Source organism: Comamonas terrigena NBRC 13299 (assembly GCF_006740045.1).
GTDB classification, from domain to species: Bacteria; Pseudomonadota; Gammaproteobacteria; order Burkholderiales; family Burkholderiaceae_C; genus Comamonas; species Comamonas terrigena.
The window spans coordinates 4,588,668-4,606,761 of the sequence record NZ_AP019749.1 but is presented as its reverse complement, the minus strand read 5'-3'; the positions used below and the strand labels follow the sequence as shown (position 1 = coordinate 4,606,761).

Annotated in this window: 13 protein-coding genes; 3 read left to right on the top strand and 10 right to left on the bottom strand. The window is 67.1% G+C overall.

Features of this window, described 5'->3' with window-relative positions:
• Nucleotides 1–45 precede the first annotated feature (45 nt).
• Complete coding sequence (locus tag CT3_RS20805) at nucleotides 46–567, top strand: NUDIX hydrolase (RefSeq protein WP_066538211.1); 522 nt, start codon at nucleotides 46–48, stop codon at nucleotides 565–567.
• Nucleotides 568–777: 210 nt separating this feature from the next.
• On the opposite strand, the gene CT3_RS20800 is transcribed toward CT3_RS20805, so the two are convergent.
• The 5 genes from CT3_RS20800 to CT3_RS20780 all read right to left on the bottom strand — a co-directional run bounded on the left by CT3_RS20800 (nucleotide 778) and on the right by CT3_RS20780 (nucleotide 7,314).
• Nucleotides 778–1,758, bottom strand: coding sequence for a Bug family tripartite tricarboxylate transporter substrate binding protein (locus CT3_RS20800; RefSeq protein WP_066538208.1), 981 nt, complete (start codon nucleotides 1,756–1,758; stop codon nucleotides 778–780).
• Nucleotides 1,759–1,838: 80 nt separating this feature from the next.
• Nucleotides 1,839–3,035, bottom strand: a complete 1,197-nt coding sequence (tcuB, locus tag CT3_RS20795) for a tricarballylate utilization 4Fe-4S protein TcuB (RefSeq protein WP_066538416.1) — start codon at nucleotides 3,033–3,035, stop codon at nucleotides 1,839–1,841.
• Between the two features lie 9 nt (nucleotides 3,036–3,044).
• The gene (tcuA, locus tag CT3_RS20790; RefSeq protein WP_066538205.1) at nucleotides 3,045–4,484 is read right to left on the bottom strand and encodes an FAD-dependent tricarballylate dehydrogenase TcuA; all 1,440 of its coding nucleotides are present in this window, start codon (nucleotides 4,482–4,484) and stop codon (nucleotides 3,045–3,047) included.
• 232 nt (nucleotides 4,485–4,716) lie between these two features.
• Nucleotides 4,717–6,102 (bottom strand): GntP family permease, encoded by a 1,386-nt coding sequence (locus CT3_RS20785; protein WP_066538199.1) that lies wholly within the window; start codon nucleotides 6,100–6,102, stop codon nucleotides 4,717–4,719.
• A 273-nt stretch (nucleotides 6,103–6,375) separates the two neighbouring features.
• Nucleotides 6,376–7,314 (bottom strand): LysR family transcriptional regulator, encoded by a 939-nt coding sequence (locus tag CT3_RS20780; RefSeq protein WP_066538196.1) that lies wholly within the window; start codon nucleotides 7,312–7,314, stop codon nucleotides 6,376–6,378.
• 63 nt (nucleotides 7,315–7,377) lie between these two features.
• Between CT3_RS20780 and mnmA the strand changes: the two genes are divergently transcribed.
• A complete protein-coding gene (gene mnmA / locus CT3_RS20775) occupies nucleotides 7,378–8,496 on the top strand; it encodes a tRNA 2-thiouridine(34) synthase MnmA (RefSeq protein ID WP_066538193.1) in 1,119 nt (372 codons plus the stop codon).
• Here mnmA and CT3_RS20770 read toward each other — a convergent pair.
• From CT3_RS20770 to CT3_RS20750, 5 genes are all read right to left on the bottom strand, one after another.
• Complete coding sequence (locus CT3_RS20770; protein ID WP_227657840.1) at nucleotides 8,471–10,384, bottom strand: sensor histidine kinase; 1,914 nt, start codon at nucleotides 10,382–10,384, stop codon at nucleotides 8,471–8,473. The genes mnmA and CT3_RS20770 overlap by 26 nt on opposite strands.
• Nucleotides 10,385–10,419: 35 nt before the next feature.
• Nucleotides 10,420–11,112: a response regulator transcription factor gene (locus CT3_RS20765; protein ID WP_370510823.1), complete on the bottom strand. Its 693-nt coding sequence runs from the start codon at nucleotides 11,110–11,112 to the stop codon at nucleotides 10,420–10,422.
• 108 nt (nucleotides 11,113–11,220) lie between these two features.
• A complete protein-coding gene (locus CT3_RS20760; RefSeq protein WP_066538182.1) occupies nucleotides 11,221–12,582 on the bottom strand; it encodes a GGDEF domain-containing protein in 1,362 nt (453 codons plus the stop codon).
• A 130-nt stretch (nucleotides 12,583–12,712) separates the two neighbouring features.
• Entirely contained in the window at nucleotides 12,713–13,276 is a 564-nt protein-coding gene (gene ssb, locus CT3_RS20755) for a single-stranded DNA-binding protein (RefSeq protein WP_066538180.1), read from the bottom strand.
• 300 nt (nucleotides 13,277–13,576) lie between these two features.
• Complete coding sequence (locus CT3_RS20750; protein WP_066538178.1) at nucleotides 13,577–14,761, bottom strand: MFS transporter; 1,185 nt, start codon at nucleotides 14,759–14,761, stop codon at nucleotides 13,577–13,579.
• Between the two features lie 253 nt (nucleotides 14,762–15,014).
• Between CT3_RS20750 and uvrA the strand changes: the two genes are divergently transcribed.
• The gene (uvrA, locus tag CT3_RS20745; RefSeq protein ID WP_066538175.1) at nucleotides 15,015–18,026 is read left to right on the top strand and encodes an excinuclease ABC subunit UvrA; all 3,012 of its coding nucleotides are present in this window, start codon (nucleotides 15,015–15,017) and stop codon (nucleotides 18,024–18,026) included.
• Nucleotides 18,027–18,094: the final 68 nt, after the last annotated feature.

Genomic DNA, 18,094 nt, shown 5'->3' with positions numbered 1-18,094 from the left:
GTTGTCAGAAAGCTGCGACAAGCCTGTCACAGCCCGCTGGTGATAATGCCCGCCATGCCCAATCGATGGAAACCCAATGTCACCGTGGCCGCAGTCATCGAACGTGACGGCCGTTTTTTGCTGGTGGAAGAAGATACGGCCGACGGCCTGCGCCTGAACACGCCGGCCGGCCATCTGGACCCGGCGGAAACGCCGGCGCAGGCCTGCGTGCGCGAGGTGCTGGAGGAAACGGCCCACAGCTTCACGCCCACGGCCCTGGTGGGCGTCTACATGAACCGCTTTGTGCGCACCCGCACCGGCTCCGACATCACCTACCTGCGCTTTTCCTTCACCGGAGACCTGGGCGCTTTCCACGCCGGCCGTCCGCTGGACCACGGCGTGCTGCGCACCCTGTGGATGACGCTGGAAGAGCTGGAAGCCAGTGCCGAGCGCCACCGCAGCCCCATGGTGCTGCAAAGCGTGCGCGACTACCTGGCGGGCCAGCGTTTCGGTCTGGACATGTTCCATGCCGACCCCAGCCTGTTCACCAAGCCGCAGCCCACCTCGGTGCTGGCGGCAGCCGCCTGAAGCCAGGCTTCCTGAGGGGCGTCGAGGTGAAGGCCTGTGCCAAGCCGTGCCTGCTGCAGGCCGCTGACACAGGCCGATCCTTGGGCTGACGCCATAAAAAAAGGCCGCACGCGGCGGCCTGTCAAAGAAGGAATCCGGCGGTGGCCGCCGGATGCTCCCCGTGTTGGAAACGGGGCGGCCGGGCGCGGTGCATGCCCGGCAGGATGCGGCTCAGTTGGCGGTCAGCTTGCGCTCCTTGACCACCTTGCCCCACTGGGCGTATTCCTTTTTCATGAAGTCGGCCAGACCCTGGCGCGTGGTGGGCTGGGGCGTCAGGCCGTGGGCCAGCAGGGCCTTCTTCACCTCGTCGTCGTTCAGCACCTTGACGATTTCGGCATTCCAGCGGTCCAGGATGGGGGCGGGGGTCTTGCCCGGGGCCACAAAGGCGTACCAGTTCAAGGCTTCAAAGCCGGGGAAACCGGCTTCGGCCACCGTTGGGATGTTGGGCATATAGGCCGGGCGGGTCAGGCCGGTGGTGGCCAACGGAATCAGCTTGCCGCTTTCCACGTGCGGCAGGGCCGTGGGCGGGGCAGCAAAGTAGCTGGCCACGCGCTCGCCCAGCAGGTCCTGCAGTGCCGGGGCACCGCCCTTGTAGGGCACGTGCACCATGTCCACGCCGGCGCGCTGGTTGAACAGCTCGCCCGCCAGGTGCGAGGCCGAGCCCGCGCCGGTGGAGGCAAAGTCGATGCCGCCGGCCTTGGCTTTGGCCTTGGCCACGAACTCCTGCAGGTTCTTCACGCCCAGGCCCTTGTGCGCCACCAGCACATTGGGGAAGTTCACGCCGCCCGACACTGGCGCCAGGTCCTTGAACGGGTCGTAGTTCAGCTTCATCAGGTGGGGCGCAATGGTCAGCGGGCCCACGGAGCCGAACAGCAGCACCGAGCCATCGGCAGCGCTGTTGGCCACCTGGCCGTGGGCGATATTGCCGCCCGCACCGCCCTTGTTTTCCACCACCACGCTCTGGCCGATGTTCTCGCCCAGCTTCTTGGCGATCAGGCGGGCCGCGGCATCGGCCGCGCCACCGGCGGCAAAGCCCACCACCAGGGTCACGGGCTTCTTGGGGGGAAAGTCCTGGGCCTGGGCGGGCAGACCGCACAGCAGGCTGGCGCTGGCCAGCAGGGCAGAGGATTGGATGAGGGTGCGACGTTTCACGGGGTCTCCTGAGTGGAATGTTTTCGTTTTTGAGGTGGGGGAAAGCTGGGCTCGGCACGGGGCTTGTGGCCCCGTGCGGCTCAATCGGCCCCCAGGCCGATGGGGTTGGGTTGGCGCTTTTCCGTGTTGTGGCGCAGCAGGGCTGCGGTGCGGAACACGCCGTGGGCAAACTTGCCGTAGGGCAGGGTGGCAAACAAGGCCATCACCGCGCCCAGGTGCAGGCACAGCAGCAGCGCCAGGGCCGGCGTGCCGCGGCCCAGCCACAGCGCCAGGCCGCTGCTGCTCACCAGGAACAGCAGTGCGATGAAGCCCAGGTCCATGGGCTTTTGCTGCACATCGCCATGCAGCGGATGGCGTTGGCGGTTCAGCACCCACAGCCCGGCCGTGCCCAGCATCAGCATCACGCCGCCGACTGCGCCCAGCAGCTTGGGCAGGCTGGGAAAATCGTAGGGCGCAGGCAGGTCGAACAGGTAGTGGTAGAGCGTGGCCACGGCCGTGGCGGCAAAGCACAGCAGGAAGCCGTAGAACGTCAGGTGGTGGGCGCGGCGGCGCTTCAGCGTGTAGGCGTCGTCCTCGTTGTGGCAGCCGTCGCCATGGCCGCCGTCCAGGTATTTCAGGCGCAGCACATCGCTGGTGGCCTCCGAGGCGGCGGCGCCGCTCACATCGGCACCGCTGGTGGCGGGCTTGATGTCGCGCCAGAAGCGGCGCACGCCCATGGACAGTGCGAACACCACGAACAGGAACACCGGTGCGAACATGCCCACCAGCAGGTTGTGCGGGAACAGCTGGTAGAAGTTGCGGCCCAGATCGGCACCCCACAGCGCGCCCAGACCGCCGCCCTGCAGCGTCGCGCCCAGCACCAGGAACAGCGTCAGCGCCGCCACCAGGGCCAGCGACAGTGTCAGGCCGTTGCGTTTGTACAGCTGACCCAGCGCGGGCGGCCAGGCGTAGTCCACATAGGTCTGGCCACGCACCTCGGCCATGGCCTTGGGGATGTTGATGCCGAATTCATGCGGCGGCGCGTACTGGCAGGCGTGCAGGCAGGCCCCGCAGTTGTGGCACAGGTTGGCCAGGAAGTTCACATCGGCCTTGGCGAATTCCAGGCGGCGCGTCATGGCCGGAAACACGGCGCAGAAGCCTTCGCAGTAGCGGCAGGCATTGCAGATCTGCATCACGCGCGCCACTTCGTCTTCGGCGGCGCTCATGGGCACGATGGGGATGACCTTGCCGGTCGCCAGCTGGCGGGCTTCCTGGCCCAGGTCGTGGAGGGATTGCATGCTCATGGCTCAGGCCTCGTCTTTCACAGCGCCGCGCACGGCAGGTTGGCCGGCGGCAGCCCGTGCGGCATTGCGACCGGCGATGCGGCCGAAGGCGGTGCCGATCGACATGCCCACGCCGGCGGTGTAGCCCTTGCCCAGCACATTGCCGGCCATCATTTCGCCGGCCACAAACAGATTGGGGCTGGGCTGGTCGCCGAAGCGCACGGCGGCGGTATCGTCCACCTTGAGGCCCAGGTAGGTGAAGGTGATGCCGGGGCGCAGCGCATAGCCGTAGAACGGACCGGTGTCGATGGGGCGGGCCCAGTGCGTCTTGGCCGGTGCCAGGTGTTCGGTGTGGCAGTCGTCCAGCGCGGTGTGGTCGAACTGGCCGACCTTGCAGCTGCCGTTGTAGGCATTCAGGGTCTGCATGAAGCGCTCCCCATCCAGTCCCAGTTTTTCCGCCAGCTCGGGCAGGGTATCTGCCTTGATGCCGGGGAAAACCGGCGGCATGAAGCGGCCGATGGCTTTGCTGTCGATGATGGAGTAGGCAATCTGGCCGGGTTGCTGCGCCACAAGGCGGCCCCAGATCGCATAGCGCTTGGGCCAGAAGTCTTCGCCCTCGTCGTAGAAGCGCTGGGCCTCGCGGTTGACCACCACGCCCAGCGACACGCAGTCGATGCGGGTGCATATGCCACCGTCGTACAGCGGAGCGCGTGCGTCGATGGCCACCATGTGTGCCTGGGTCGGGTCGCCCAGGCCGTCGGCCTGGTGCTCCTCCAGCATATGCTTGAGCAGCACCCCCTTGTTGAAGGCGGTGCCGCGGATGATGAAGTTGTCCGCCGGCCATTCGCCACGCTCGTTCTGGCCCCAGGCTTCGCGCAGCCATTCGCGGTTGGATTCGAAGCCGCCCGCGGCCAGCACGCAGCTTTTGGCGGTGATGCGCTGGCCCTTGCTCCAGGCGGCCTGGAACTGGCCGTTTTCGATGTCGAGCCGGTCGACCGGCGATTCGTAGCGGATCTCCACGCCCAGCTTCTCGGCACTGCGGAAATACGCATTCACCAGCGCCTTGCCGCCGCCCATGAAGAAGGCGTTGGTGCGGGCCACATGCAGTGCCCCCGACAGCGGCGGCTGAAAGTGCACGCCATGCTTGCGCATCCAGCTGCGGCAGGTGCTCGACGCGCGGATCACCATGCGCGCCAGGTGCTCGTTGGTGATGCCGCCAGTGACTTTCAGCAGGTCCTGCCAGTACTCTTCTTCGGGGTAGGCTTCCACCAGCACATCCTGCGGTGCGTCGTGCATGCAGCGCAGATTGCGGGTGTGGCTGGAGTTGCCGCCACGCCAGGCGCGGGGCGCGGACTCCAGCAGCAGCACACGGCTGCCGGCTTCGCGGGCCATGAGGGCGGCGCACAGCGCAGCATTGCCGCCACCGATGATGAGCACATCGGTGTCAAAGGCTTCAGTTTTCATGATGGGCTGCCGCAGGCCTGGGCCTGTGGCGGTTCAACGTGGGGAAAGTCTTGTGCTGGCCGGCGCCCGGATCACCGGGAAAATGCAAGGCCGCCAAGTGTTGAACGCGACTGTAGTAAGTACCACCCTTCCCGTGCAGCAGGGGGAAGGGATGGGGGTATCACGATTCGTGATGTGGCTGTGACCCAGGCCCGGCGCCATGGCCGGCCCGGGCGATGGCCGCGGTGGTGGCTCAGGCCAGTGGGGCCACAGCGTTGAAGACCAGGACCATGACCAGCCCCACCACGGCCACGATGGACTGCACCACCGAGATGGTCTTGGTGGCCTCGCCCATGGTCATGCCAAAGGATTCCTTGACCATCCAGAAGCCTGCGTGGTTGGCATAGTTGAAGAACAGCGAACCGCAGCCGATGGACAGCGCCAGCAGCGGCAGGTTCAGGCTGGGGTCGGCGCCGGCCAGCGGCGCCAGCAGGCCGGCCGCCCCCACAATGCCCACGGTGGCCGAGCCGGTGGACACCGACAGCAGCATGGCGATCAGCCAGCCCAGGATCAGCGGCGGCAGGGCGAACTGCTGGGTCAGGTGGACGATGGCGTCGCCCACCTTGGCGCTGGTGAGCATCTGCTGGAAAGCGCCGCCGCCGGCAATGATCATGATGATGGAGGCAATGGGCTTGAGGCTGGCGCCCAGTGCATCACGCAGCTTTTCCATGTCCCCGCCGCGCACCAGCACCAGCGCCACGATGGCAAACAGCACCCCCAGCAGCATGGCGATCAGCGGATTGCCCAGGAAGCTGGCCGCATGCAGGGCGGCGGAGTCCTTGGGCAGCAGCATCTCCGCGACGGCATGCACCAGCATCAGAATGGCGGGCAGCAGCGCGGCCAGCACCCCCAGGGCGACGCTGGGCCGGCTGTGGCCGGTGGCTGGCGCGGCGATGGTGAACTGGTCCAGCAGGCCCTGGTCGGGCTTGGTGCTCATGCGCGGCGCGATGAAGGCGCCGTAGAGCGGGCCCCCCAGCACCATGGCCGGGATGGCTGCCAGAAAGCCGTACAGCATGGTGGGGCCGACCGTGGTCTTGAGGGTGGCAATCGCCGTCAACGGACCGGGATGGGGCGGCACCATGCCGTGCATGGCGGCCAGGGCAGAGATCACCGGAACCCCCACATAGACATAGGCCGAGCCCTTGAAGCGGGCCTGGCCCTCCAGCTTCTGCGCCACGCTGAAGATCAGCGGCAGCATCACGACCAGGCCGACTTCAAAGAACATGGGAATGCCGACGATGAAGGCCACCAGCGTCATGGCCCAGGGGACCATGCGGGTCGAGGCGTGTTTCAGTATGGCTGCGGCAATCTGCTCGGTGATGCCCGCGTCGGCCAGGATCTTGCCCAGCATGGCCCCCAGCGCAATCACCACGCCCACGGAGCCCAGCGTCTTGCCCGCGCCATTGCCGAGCTCCTTGACGATCTGGGCGGGCGCCATGCCGGTGGCGAAGCCCACGCCGATGGAGACCACCAGCAGGGCCAGCAGGGGGTGCATCTTGATGCGCGAGACGATGAGCGCGACCAGCAGCAACACGCTGACCAGGGCGGTCAGCAGCAGTTGGGTATCGAGAGGGGTCATGGATGAGACTTGGCTTGGGCTGACGGTCCGGAAACCACCATGCACCGCCAGAGGGCCTGCCCCATGGCAGCTTCTCCTCCATGCTGCAGCGTAAGCGCCGCAAGCTGGCGACATGGCAATCGGTCCCGGGGTCGCGGCAGCGGTGGTTGCAGATACGACTCCAGCGGGGGGCGGGTGCTGTGCATCGCCCCATGGCAGCCGCAACCCTCCAGGCTGTCCAGCATAGTGATTTGTGCCCGGCCATGGGCAGAAAATCTGCGTTGCGACCGGGGTTCAGGTGCTCAGGGTGGCGCCGACCCAGTTGCCGCAGTGCACCAGTTGGCGTGCGCAGTCCATCAGCACCACGCGCGCGGCCAGCGCGGCGGGAGAGAGTTCATCGTCCGACAGGCTGCACAGCGCGGCTTTGCGGCGCACGGACTCGTCCGCAATCTGCGACCACTGGAAGCGCTCGGCCGCATCGCGGTACATGCCCACGGCCGACCAGGGCTGGACGGTGGCGCCCAGGCCTTCGGCCACGGCTTCCATCAGCAGCGGCAGCGAATCGATTTCCATAGCCATCTGCGACTGGAAGCCGGCATGGTTGAACGAGGCCATCACCGAGCTGCGCAGGCCGTGGCTGCCCGAGGGCAGGATCAGCGGCACCTGCTGCAGCTGTGCCAGCGGGATGGGCGTGTCGTGCGGGATATAGGGCGCCACGGGCTGCTGGCGGGACTGGATCAGGAACAGCTGCTCTTCCAGCAGCGGCATCACGCTCCAGCGGCGGGCATTGTGGGTATCGAACAGGATGGCCAGATCCAGGTGCCTGGCATTCAGCAGGCTGGTCAGGTGCCCGGACAGCGCCGAGACCATGTGCAGGCGCACATCGGGATAGCGTTCGCGCATGGCCCGCACCAGCGGCAGGCCCAGCACATTGGCAATCGTGGGCGACAGGCCGATGCTCACCGCCCCCGACAGCCGGGCCTGCTGGGCTGCCCGGATGGCCTGGTCGGCATGGCGCAGCGTCAGCTGGGCCTCGTGGAAGAAGGCCACACCGGCTTCCGTGGGCACGGTGCCCTTGCTGGTGCGCTGCAGCAGGCGGGTGCTCAGCTCGCCTTCCAGGCGGCTGATCTGCTGGCTCAGTGCCGACTGCACCATGTCCAGGTCCACGGCGGCGCGGCTCATCGAGCCCAGTTCCACAATGCGCACGAAATAGCGCAACTGCCTCAGTTCCATCGTCGTCTCGTCTTTATCCCCGCAAACTGCGGTCTGCCGCCTGACTGGGATAATCGCACACCTATGACGAAACATCGGGTTGTGGTGGGACTTTCTGGCGGCGTGGATTCCGCGGTGACGGCCTACCTTCTCAAAAAGCAAGGCCATGACGTGGTCGGCATCTTCATGAAGAACTGGGAAGATGACGACGACAGCGAGTTCTGCTCCAGCCGCCAGGACTTTCTGGACGCGGCCGCCGTGGCCGACGTGCTGGGCATCGAGATCGAGCATGTGAACTTCGCGTCCGAATACAAGGACCGCGTGTTCGCCGAGTTCCTGCGCGAGTACCAGGCCGGTCGCACGCCGAACCCGGACGTGCTGTGCAATGCCGAAATCAAGTTCAAGGCCTTTCTGGACCACGCCATGCGCCTGGGGGCTGAAAAGATCGCCACTGGCCACTATGCGCGCGTGCGCCAGAACCCGGGCAGCGGCCTGTACGAGCTGCTCAAGGGTGTGGACGCCAGCAAGGACCAGAGCTACTTTCTGCACCGCCTGAACCAGGCCCAGCTGTCCAAGGCCATGTTCCCGGTGGGCGAGCTGTGCAAGACCGAGGTGCGCCGTATTGCCGCCGACATTGCGCTGCCCAACGCCAAGAAAAAGGATTCCACCGGCATCTGTTTCATCGGCGAGCGGCCTTTCCGCGATTTCCTCAACCGCTACATCAGCAAGGAACCGGGCCCCATCCTGGACGACCGGGGCCGCAAGCTGGGCAAGCACGTGGGCCTGAGCTTCTACACCCTGGGCCAGCGCTCCGGCCTGGGCATCGGCGGCGTCAAGGAAAAAGGCGCGGCCCGCGGTGCGGGCGACCATGCGCCCTGGTTTGTGGCGGCCAAGGAGCTGGACAAGAACATCCTGCGCGTGGTGCAGGGCCATGACCATCCGCTGCTGCAGTCGCATGCGCTGCTGGCGGACCAGGTCAGCTGGGTGGCTGGTCACGCGCCCGCGCCCGGCCGGGAATACGGCTCCAAGACCCGCTACCGCCAGCCGGATTCGCCGGCGCTGATTTCCCAGGCCACGCCCGAAGGCTTCCGCCTGGACTTCCCCGAGGCGCAATGGGCCGTCACGCCCGGCCAGTCGGCCGTGCTGTACGACGGCGATGTATGCCTGGGCGGCGGCATCATTGCCGCGGTGGATCCGCGCTGACCAGGGCCTGAGGCGCCGGCCCGGCGGCCGCTGCGGCCTCGGCTGGCAGCCACAAGGAGGCTTCCAGCAGCGTGGCGCCGGGTTCGCTCTGGATCTGCAGGGCGCCGTGAAAACGCTCCAGGCGGGCGCGCATGCTGCGCATGCCCACCCCCAGCCCGTGCTGCTGCACGCCGGGCACGTCAAAGCCCACCCCGTTGTCGCGCACCCGCAGCTGCAGCAGCTGTGGCTGGGGCTGCAGCAGTTCCACGCGTACCTGGGTGGCGCGGCTGTGCTTGAGCACATTGGTCAGCGCCTCTTCCACCACCCGGGTCAGGCCCAGGCATTGCAGGGCACTGGGGCGCTGCAGCCAGTGGGCAGGGATCAGCCAGTCGGAGCGGATGTCCAGCGCATCGAACAGCCCCGTGAAACGGTGGCGCAACGGGGCGGCCCAGGCGCCGGGCGTCGCCGGCATTTCGGTGTGACCGCTGTGGTCGATCAGCTGGCGCAGGTCGTCGCGCATCAGCTTGAGCATGGACAGCATCTGGGCATTGGCCAGTGGCTGGCTGGCCTGCTCCACATAGGCGATGGAGCGGACCAGCGAGCCGCCCAGGCTGTCGTGCAGGTCATGGCTGAGCTGCAGGCGCTCCTCCAGCCGCGAATGGCGCAGCGCCAGCGCATGTTCGCGCTCCAGTGTCTGGGCCAGCTCGTCGCAGGCCCGGGCCACGGTGTCCGTCAGCTCGTGGTTGAAGTTCTCGATGCGCTGCATGTTGCGCGTCACTTCCCGCCCCAGGGTCACGGACAGGGCCACCATGGTCAGCAGCGCGGAGTAGGGGGTCAGCGGGGAGCCTGACCACCATTGGTACAGCAGTCCCATGTCGTGCAGGCCTGCCAGCATGAACAGCAGCAGGCACCCTGCATAGATGCCGTGCATGAGCTTGCGCGTACGCCAGGCATGGAACGGAAACTGCAGGGTGTTGGCCAGGGCGATCAGCAAGAACAGCAGCGTCACGGGTGACGAGTTGGACAGCCAGGCGACCGGGGCCAGCAGGGCGTAGACGCAGCCCAGGCCGGTCAGTGCCCACAGCGCCTGCTCCAGCCGGGGAAGCTGCTGCTCGCCAAAACGCCAAGTGAAGATGCAGTAGCTGCTGCAGAACAGCACAAACAGCAGCAGATTGGCCCGGGCCATGGTCATGGTGTCGGGGAAGGGCCAGGCCTCGGTCAGCAGCATATTGGCGGTGAACAGCACCCAGCAGGCACAGTTGAAGGCATACCAGCCGTACACCGTGTGGCGGCGGCGCAGCAGCCAGGCGCACAGGAACAAGGTCCCCAGCACAGCGGAGACCACCAGGTTCACGGTGATCAGGGTGCGCTGACTCCACTGCTGTGCCTCATACCAGGCGCGGATGGTGACTGGGTCGCCCAGGCGCACTTCCCCCAGGCCGGGGGTCTGGGCCGCCAGGCCGTGCACACGGATCCAGAGGTGGTTCAGCCCGGGCCGCAGCGCGGACGCCGGCAGCAGGGTGTAGCGCGGCAGGTTCCAGCTGCGCGACAGCGGCTCCTGCAGGTGCTGGTCACGCCACAGCAGGTCCTGGTTGAGGTAGACCTCGCCGGCCAGCACCATGGAGTACAGCGACAGGGCAATGGGCTGGGCGGGGTCGATGCAGTCGAGCTTCCAGTCCAGGCGATACCACACGGCGCCGTCGTGGCCCGGCCAGCGGTGCTGCCACTGGTCGGGCAGTGTGACGGGCGTCCAGTCCAGCGCGGCATCGGCAGGCGGGGCCGCCGCCGTGCTGCTGTCGCGTGTCGCCTGCACCTGCAGCACCTGGGGCAGGCACTGCCGGAGCTCTGGCGCAGCGGGGGGGCTGGCGGCATGGGCCGGGCGGGCGGCGGCACACCAGGCCAGCAGCAAGAAAAAGCCAAAGACCAGCCAGCGTGAAGCTTGGCTTACAACAGCAGTCCGCGCGAGCGTGCTTCCCTCACCGCCTTGACGCGGGAGGAGACTGCCAGCTTTCGATAGATATGCTTGATGTGGCATTCGACCGTATATCGGGAGAGAAACAGCCTTTCGGCGATTTCACGGTTGGCAAGGCCTTCGGCGACCAGTTCCAGGATCTGGCCCTCGCGCATGCTGAGCTTGACCTCGTCGGAGGCCGCAGTCTCCGTGGAGAGGGAGGGCGCAGGCTGCAATTCGGCAATGATGCGGCGGGCAATGAACGGGTCGATCGGCGCACCGCCACGCAACACGCTGCGGATCGAGAGCGAGACTTCCAGATCGTCCCGCTCTTTCAGCACATAGCCGGTGGCACCGGCACGCAAGGCACCCAGCAGCACATCTTCCGTGCTCCATGCCGAAATCACCAGAATGCCCAGAGCCGGGTCACTGTTGCGCAGTTCGGTGATCAGGTCAATCCCGTTGCCGTCCGGCAATCCCAGGTCGACCAGTGCCAGGGCGATAGGGGATTCCTGCACCAGATGGCGTGCCTGGGCCAGGGTCTCGGCAAACAGCAGTGCATCGGCCTGGTATCCCAGGTGTGCCAGGATGCCCAACAGGCGCTGCCGGATCAGCGGGTCGTCTTCGACGACGAGCACCGGTGCGGGGAGGAGCAATTCCGGCGGAAGAGGAGGCAGGGGCAGCATAAAAAGTGATCTGAAATTGCCTTGGGAATATGGGGCAGTTCGTGCGCGCTGCCCATCCCTGGAATCAGGTAATTTGCCACCCGGCGCGCGATTTCTTGCCCTGGTGCGTCACTCGCCGGCCAGCTCCACCCGGTTGCGCCCCTGGTGCTTGGCCTGGTAGAGCGCCGCATCGGCACGGCGCAGCAGCACCTGGTAGTCGGGATGGCCGTTGAAGGTGGCTACGCCAATGCTCACCGTCACCTGCAAGGTCTGATTGCGCGGCAGGTGCAGCATTTCCCTGGCGATGTGCTGGCGCATGCGCTCGGCCGTGCGCCGGGCCGCATCGGCCATGGTGTCCACCAGCACCAGGATGAACTCTTCGCCGCCCAGGCGGAACAGGTAGTCACCGCCGCGGCTGTGCTGGCTCAGCAGCGATGCCACCTGCTGCAGCACCATGTCGCCGGCTTCATGGCCGTGGGTGTCGTTGACCTGCTTGAAATGGTCCAGGTCGATGGACAGCACCGAAAAGCTGTGTCCGCCCTCGCGTGCATAGTGCACTTCCTTGTCCAGCACCACCGGCAGGAACTTGCGGTTGAGCAGGCGGGTCAGCACATCGCGACCGGCTTCCAGGGCGCTGGATTGCTCGAACAGCGAGTCCAGCAGGAAGGCAATGCGCCGGGTGTGGTCGCGCAGCGTGTGCAGCAGGGCCAGCCGGTCGGCGGGGGTGCTGCCGGCGCGGTGGATGGCGGGCAGGTGCTCGCCATCGATGGCGTCCATGGTGCCCAGGATGGTGGTGCACTCGTGCGTGCCCTGGAACACATGGGCGCCCTTGTGGCGGAACCACAGACCGAACTCGGACTGTCCGAGCTGCGGCAACTGCTCCTGCGCCGTGCCGACGGCATGGGCAAACATCAGCTGGTTTTCCCAATCCAGCAGGTTGGCACGGCGGCGCTCGCGCTCGGTGGAGACGTTCTGTGCCAGCTCGAAATGCCGGTAGGCCTCCTTGGCCTGGGACTGGCGGTCGTGCGAGACAGCATAGGCCTGGCCCATGATTTCCATGGTCAGATCGATCACGCTGCAGACCAGGGCGACTGCACCGTCCTGCGGCGGGGACGGCAGCAGGGCGTACATGCGGTCCTTGAGGGCGCGTGCCCCGCGCAGCACCACATGCATGGGAATGTCGATGCGGGCGTGCACCTCGCCAATGCGCTTTTGCTGTGTCACCAGGGGCAGCAGATCGCCGTCTGCCGCGGCGCTGAACACCGCTGCGACCCAGGCCTGCATGGACGCATGCAGGCGCTGCTGCACCTGCTCATGGTCCAGCATGGTGGCGGCCACACTGTCCTGCAGCATCTCGCGGTAGAAGTGCTGGGCCAGCGCCTGCTGGTGGGTGGTGGCCAGCTGCTGGATCTGGGCCCGTGCCGCAGGCGGGGCGGCTTGGAGGATACGCTGCCAGTCGGCCGCGTAATGTTCATCCGGGTACGTAGACATGGAAGGCACAGGCCATAAAGGCCGAAAAAACAGGGCCGCACTAGGTCGGCCCTGTCGGGTGCGCTCTGCAAACAGGAGCGCAGGAATGAAAATGCCGCAGACAGCGGCTGCGGCACAGTGGGGGAACGGCTTAGAACGGGATGTCGTCGTCCATGTCGTCAAAGCCTGAGGCGGCGCGCTGCGGAGGTGGTGCCATGGGCGCCGGGGCCGCAGCGGGAGGTGCCATGCGCGGAGCCGGTGCCTGACGGGGCGCTGCCGGGGCAGCCTGGCGGCGGGGGGCAGCGTCGTAGCCGCCACCGCCGTTGTCGCCGTAACCGGCGTCGTCACCATAGCCCTGGTTCTGACCGCCGCCCATGCCCTGGCGGGCACCCAGCATCTGCATGGTGTCGGCGCGGATTTCGGTGCTGTAGCGTTCCTGGCCGCTCTGGTCGGTCCACTTGCGGGTGCGGATGGAGCCTTCCACATACACCTGCGAGCCCTTGCGCAGGTACTGGCCGACGATTTCGGCCAGACGGCCGTTGAAGACCACGCGGTGCCACTCGGTGGATTCCTTGTTCTCACCGGTGTTCTTGTCGCGCCAGCGGTCGGTGGTGGCGATGGTCACGTTGGCCACCTGGTCCCCGCTGGGGAAGGTGCGCATTTCGGGATCGCGGCCGAGATTGCCGACGATGATGACTTTGTTGACGGATGCCATGGGTAAAAAATCCTGTGCAGCTAGCCGGAGAAAGTGGGGAGGGTCCCCGGCCAAATCGGTAGGTGCAGTCCCCCTCCGGCGGACTGCAGGGACGCAGCATAACGCAGGTCGGCCCTGTCGTGCAGCGTGATCGGGACAGACCCGCAAGCCTGTTGCGACAGGGTGTCGGCTAAATGAAAAAGGTGAGCGGGCTATGCAGATTTATCAATGCTTTAAAAGCATTTAAGCCATGAAAGCATGAATATGTAAGCCCGGTAAGCTATGGTTTTTGATGCGGTGCTGCCGGGCGCCGCTCCCGGCTCAGTGCCCGGCGCCGGTGCGGCCCACCGGGCGCAGTGGCCAGCTGACCAGCAGCCACAGCGCGCACAGCGCGGCGGTGGAGGCAAACAGTGCGGGCGTGCCCGCCCATTTGGCCAGAGCACCGCCCAGTGCGCCGCCGGCAAACAGGCCCAGCGACTGCAGCGTGTTGTACGCGCCCAGGGCCGTGCCGCGCAGCGGTGCCGGCGCCATGCGCGAGACCAGGCTGGGCTGGCTGGCTTCCAGTGCGTTGAAGCCGCAGAAGAACACGAACATCAGCAGGGCCATGCACCACACGGTGGGGATGGTGCCGCTGGCGGCCAGCATGCCCAGGCCGATCTGCACCACCAGCACCAGGCCGATGGCGCCCAGCAGGGCGGCGCGCAGCCGGCCTTTGCGTTCCATGGAGAACAGCAGCCCCATGGCCGCGAACGACAGCACCACGGCCGGCAGGTAGACCTGCCAGTGCACGGCCTTGGCCAGTCCGGCCTGCACCAGCATGGCGGGCACGGCCACCCACATGGACATCTGCACGGTGTGCAGCACGAACACGCCCAGGTTCAGGCGCAGCAGATCGGTGTGGCGCAGCAGCTCCGAGGGGGCGGCGCGCGGTGCGTCGGCATGGGCACGGGGCTCGGGCGGCACCACCCACAGCACGGCGCAGACGCCGGCCAGGGCCAGGGCGCAGGTCAGGCTGAAGATGCCGGGCAGGCCACCCCAGGCGGCCAGCAGCGGGCTGAGCACCAGGGCCAGTGCAAACGTCAGGCCGATGCTGCCGCCCACCATGGCCATGGCCTTGGTGCGCACGCTGTCGCGCGTCAGGTCGGACAGCAGGGCCGTCACCGCGGCCGAGACTGCGCCCGCGCCCTGCAGCGCACGGCCTGCCAGCAGGCCGGTGACCGAATCGGCCAGGGCGGCCAGCAGGCTGCCCGCCGCAAACACCAGCAGGCCGGCGACGATCACGCGTTTGCGCCCCCAGCGGTCCGAGGCCAGGCCCAGCGGCAGCTGGAACACGGCCTGCGTGAGCCCATACATGCCGATGGCCAGGCCCACCAGGGCCGGATCATCGCCCCCGGGGTAGCGGGCCGCCTCCAGCGCAAACACCGGCAGCACCAGGAACAGGCCCAGCATGCGCAGCGCAAAGATCAGGGCCAGGCTGGCGCTGGAGCGGCGCTCCAGGCTGGTCATCCGGGTCGATGGCGCCGGTGTGGATGCGGTGGAAGAAGATGCGGAAGAAGCGGACACGCGAAAACAGGCAGGTGTGGAAAACAGGAGACACGGGCAGGGAGATGCCCCCTTGCAGCGTGCCATTGTCGGTCATCCGGCAGGAGGGCGCCAGGCAGGGCTGTGAGTGAATCTCTATCATGGTGGGTTTCCCCGTGGCGGGGGCCGCGTCAAGAAAGCTGTTTGCGTGAACCCGAAATCCTCTTCTTCCCGTCCGGTGCCTGCGGCACCGCAGGACCATGGCCGCTATCTGGGCGCCGTGGCCGGCCATGCCTGCATCAGCGTGCGCGGTGCGCGCACGCACAATCTGAAGAACATCGATCTGGACATCCCGCGCAACCAGCTGGTGGTGCTGACGGGGCTGTCCGGCTCGGGCAAGTCCAGCCTGGCGTTCGACACGCTGTACGCCGAGGGCCAGCGCCGCTATGTGGAGAGCCTGTCGGCCTATGCGCGCCAGTTCCTGGGCCGGCTGGACAAGCCCGATGTCGATCTGATCGAAGGTCTGTCGCCGGCGATTGCCATCGAGCAGAAGGCCGCCAGCCACAACCCGCGCTCCACCGTGGGTACGGTGACCGAGATCAACGACTACCTGCGCCTGCTCTATGCCCGCGCCGGTACGCCCTACTGCCCGGACCACGACCTGCCGCTGCAGTCCCAGACCGTCAGCCAGATGGTGGACAGCGTGCTGGCCCTGCCGGAAGAGACCCGCATCATGGTGCTGGCGCCGGTGGCACGGGGCAAAAAAGGGGAGTTCGCCGAGCTGTTCACACAGATGCAGGCCCAGGGCTATATCCGCTTTCGCATCGACGGTGCGGTGGTGGACGCGGCCAATCTGCCGCAGCTGGACAAGAACGCCCGCCACGATGTGGATGTGGTGGTGGACCGCCTCAAGGTGCGTGCCGATGTGCAGCAGCGCCTGGCGGAAAGCATCGAGGCAGCGCTGCGCATCGGCGGTGCGGCGGCCAACGGCCGCATCGTGGTGCTGGAAATGGATGGGGGCCAGGAACACCTGTTCAGCAGCCGCTTTGCCTGCCCCCGGTGCACCTACTCGCTGCCGGAGCTGGAGCCGCGCCTGTTCTCCTTCAACTCGCCCCAGGGCGCCTGCCCCAGCTGCGACGGTCTGGGCATGAGCGAGACGTTCGATGTGGAGCGGGTGGTGGCCTTTCCCACGCTCAGCCTGGCCAGCGGCGCCATCAAGGGCTGGGACCGGCGCAATGGCTACTACTTCTCGATGCTGGAGAGCGTGGCGCTGCACCACGAGGTGAGCGTGGAGACGCCGTTCGACGAGCTGCCAGAGGCCGTGCAGCAGGTCATCCTGTGGGGCTCGGGTGAGGAAGACATTGCCTTCACCTACCAGTTCGACAGCGGTGCGCGCAAGGGCGAGACACTGGTCAAAAGCCACCCCTTCGAAGGCATCATCCCCAACATCCAGCGCCGCTGGCGCGAAACCGATTCCCAGGTGGTGCGCGACGACCTGGCCAAGCTGCGCAGCACGGCCGTGTGCCCGGACTGCCATGGCACCCGCCTGCGCCGCGAGGCGCGCTTTGTGCGCGTAGGCGAGGGCGCGCAGCGCAAGGCCATCTATGAGATCGGTGGTGACACCCTGGCCAGCGCCCAGACCTGGTCCGAGACGCTGCAGCTGCAGGGAGCCAAGGCCGATATCGCCGCCAAGGTGGTGGGCGAGATCGCCGCGCGCCTGCGCTTTTTGAACGATGTGGGCCTGGGCTATCTGAGCCTGAACCGCAGCGCCGACACCCTGAGCGGCGGTGAGGCCCAGCGCATCCGTCTGGCCAGCCAGATCGGCAGCGGCCTCACCGGCGTGATGTATGTGCTGGACGAGCCCAGCATCGGCCTGCACCAGCGCGACAACGACCGGCTGATTGCGACCCTGCAGCATCTGCGGGACATCGGCAACACCGTGATCGTGGTCGAGCACGACGAAGACATGATGCGCGCCGCCGACCAGCTGATCGACATGGGGCCGGGCGCCGGTGTGCATGGTGGCCAGGTGATGGCCCAGGGCACGTTCGACGAAGTGGCGGCCACGCCCGCCTCCCCCACCGGCCAGTACCTGCGCGGGGAGCGCCGCATCGAGGTGCCGCGCCGGCGCACGCCCTGGCTGCCGCTGCGGCAGGAAGCAGGCGCGGCCCCTGGGGCGGCGGCACCACCGGCCGGCGGTTTTCCGCAGGTGCCGGGCGCGGACCGGGTGGCGGCGCCCCAGCACCACGCGCTGCAGGCCCTGCGCGTGGTGGGGGCACGGGGCCACAATCTGCAGCAGGTGACCGTGGACTTCCCCGTGGGCCTGTTCACCTGCGTGACCGGTGTTTCGGGTTCGGGCAAATCCACCCTGGTCAACGACACGCTGTACGCCGAAGTGGCACGCCAGCTGCACCGCGCCGGCACCGAGCCGGCGGCGCACGAGGCGCTGGAAGGGCTGGAGCATTTCGACAAGGTCATCAACGTCGACCAGGCCCCTATCGGCCGCACGCCGCGCAGCAACCCGGCCACCTACACCGGCCTGTTCGCCCCCATCCGGGACCTGTTTGCCGAAACCAATACCGCCAGAGAACGTGGCTACGGCCCGGGGCGCTTCAGCTTCAATGTGGCCGGTGGTCGCTGCGAAGCCTGTCAGGGCGACGGTGTGGTCAAGGTGGAAATGCACTTTCTGCCCGATGTCTATGTGCCCTGCGACATCTGCCATGGCCGCCGCTACAACCGCGAAACGCTGGAAGTGCAGTGGAAGGGCCGCGACATCGCCAGCGTGCTGGAGATGACGGTGGAAGATGCGCATGCCTTCTTCCAGGATGTGCCGACCATTGCGCGCAAGCTGCAGACGCTGCTGGACGTGGGCCTGTCCTATATCCGCCTGGGGCAGAGCGCCACCACCCTGTCCGGCGGTGAGGCGCAGCGCGTGAAGCTGGCGCAGGAACTGTCCAAGCGCGACACCGGCCGCACGCTCTATGTGCTGGACGAGCCGACCACCGGCCTGCACTTTGCCGATGTGGATCTGCTGCTCAAGGTGCTGCACCAGCTGCGCGATGCGGGCAACACCATCGTCGTCATCGAGCACAACCTGGACGTGATCAAGACCGCAGACTGGCTGATCGACATGGGGCCGGAAGGCGGCGCCGGCGGCGGCCAGGTGGTGGCCGTGGGCACGCCCGAGCAGGTGGCGCAGAACCCGGCCAGCCACACCGGCCGCTATCTGCAGCCGTATCTGCAGCAGTGAGCGCCGGGGGTCGGCGCAGCGGGGATTCCGGACCCGGGATGGGTTGAGGCCATCGCCCCTGGCGATGG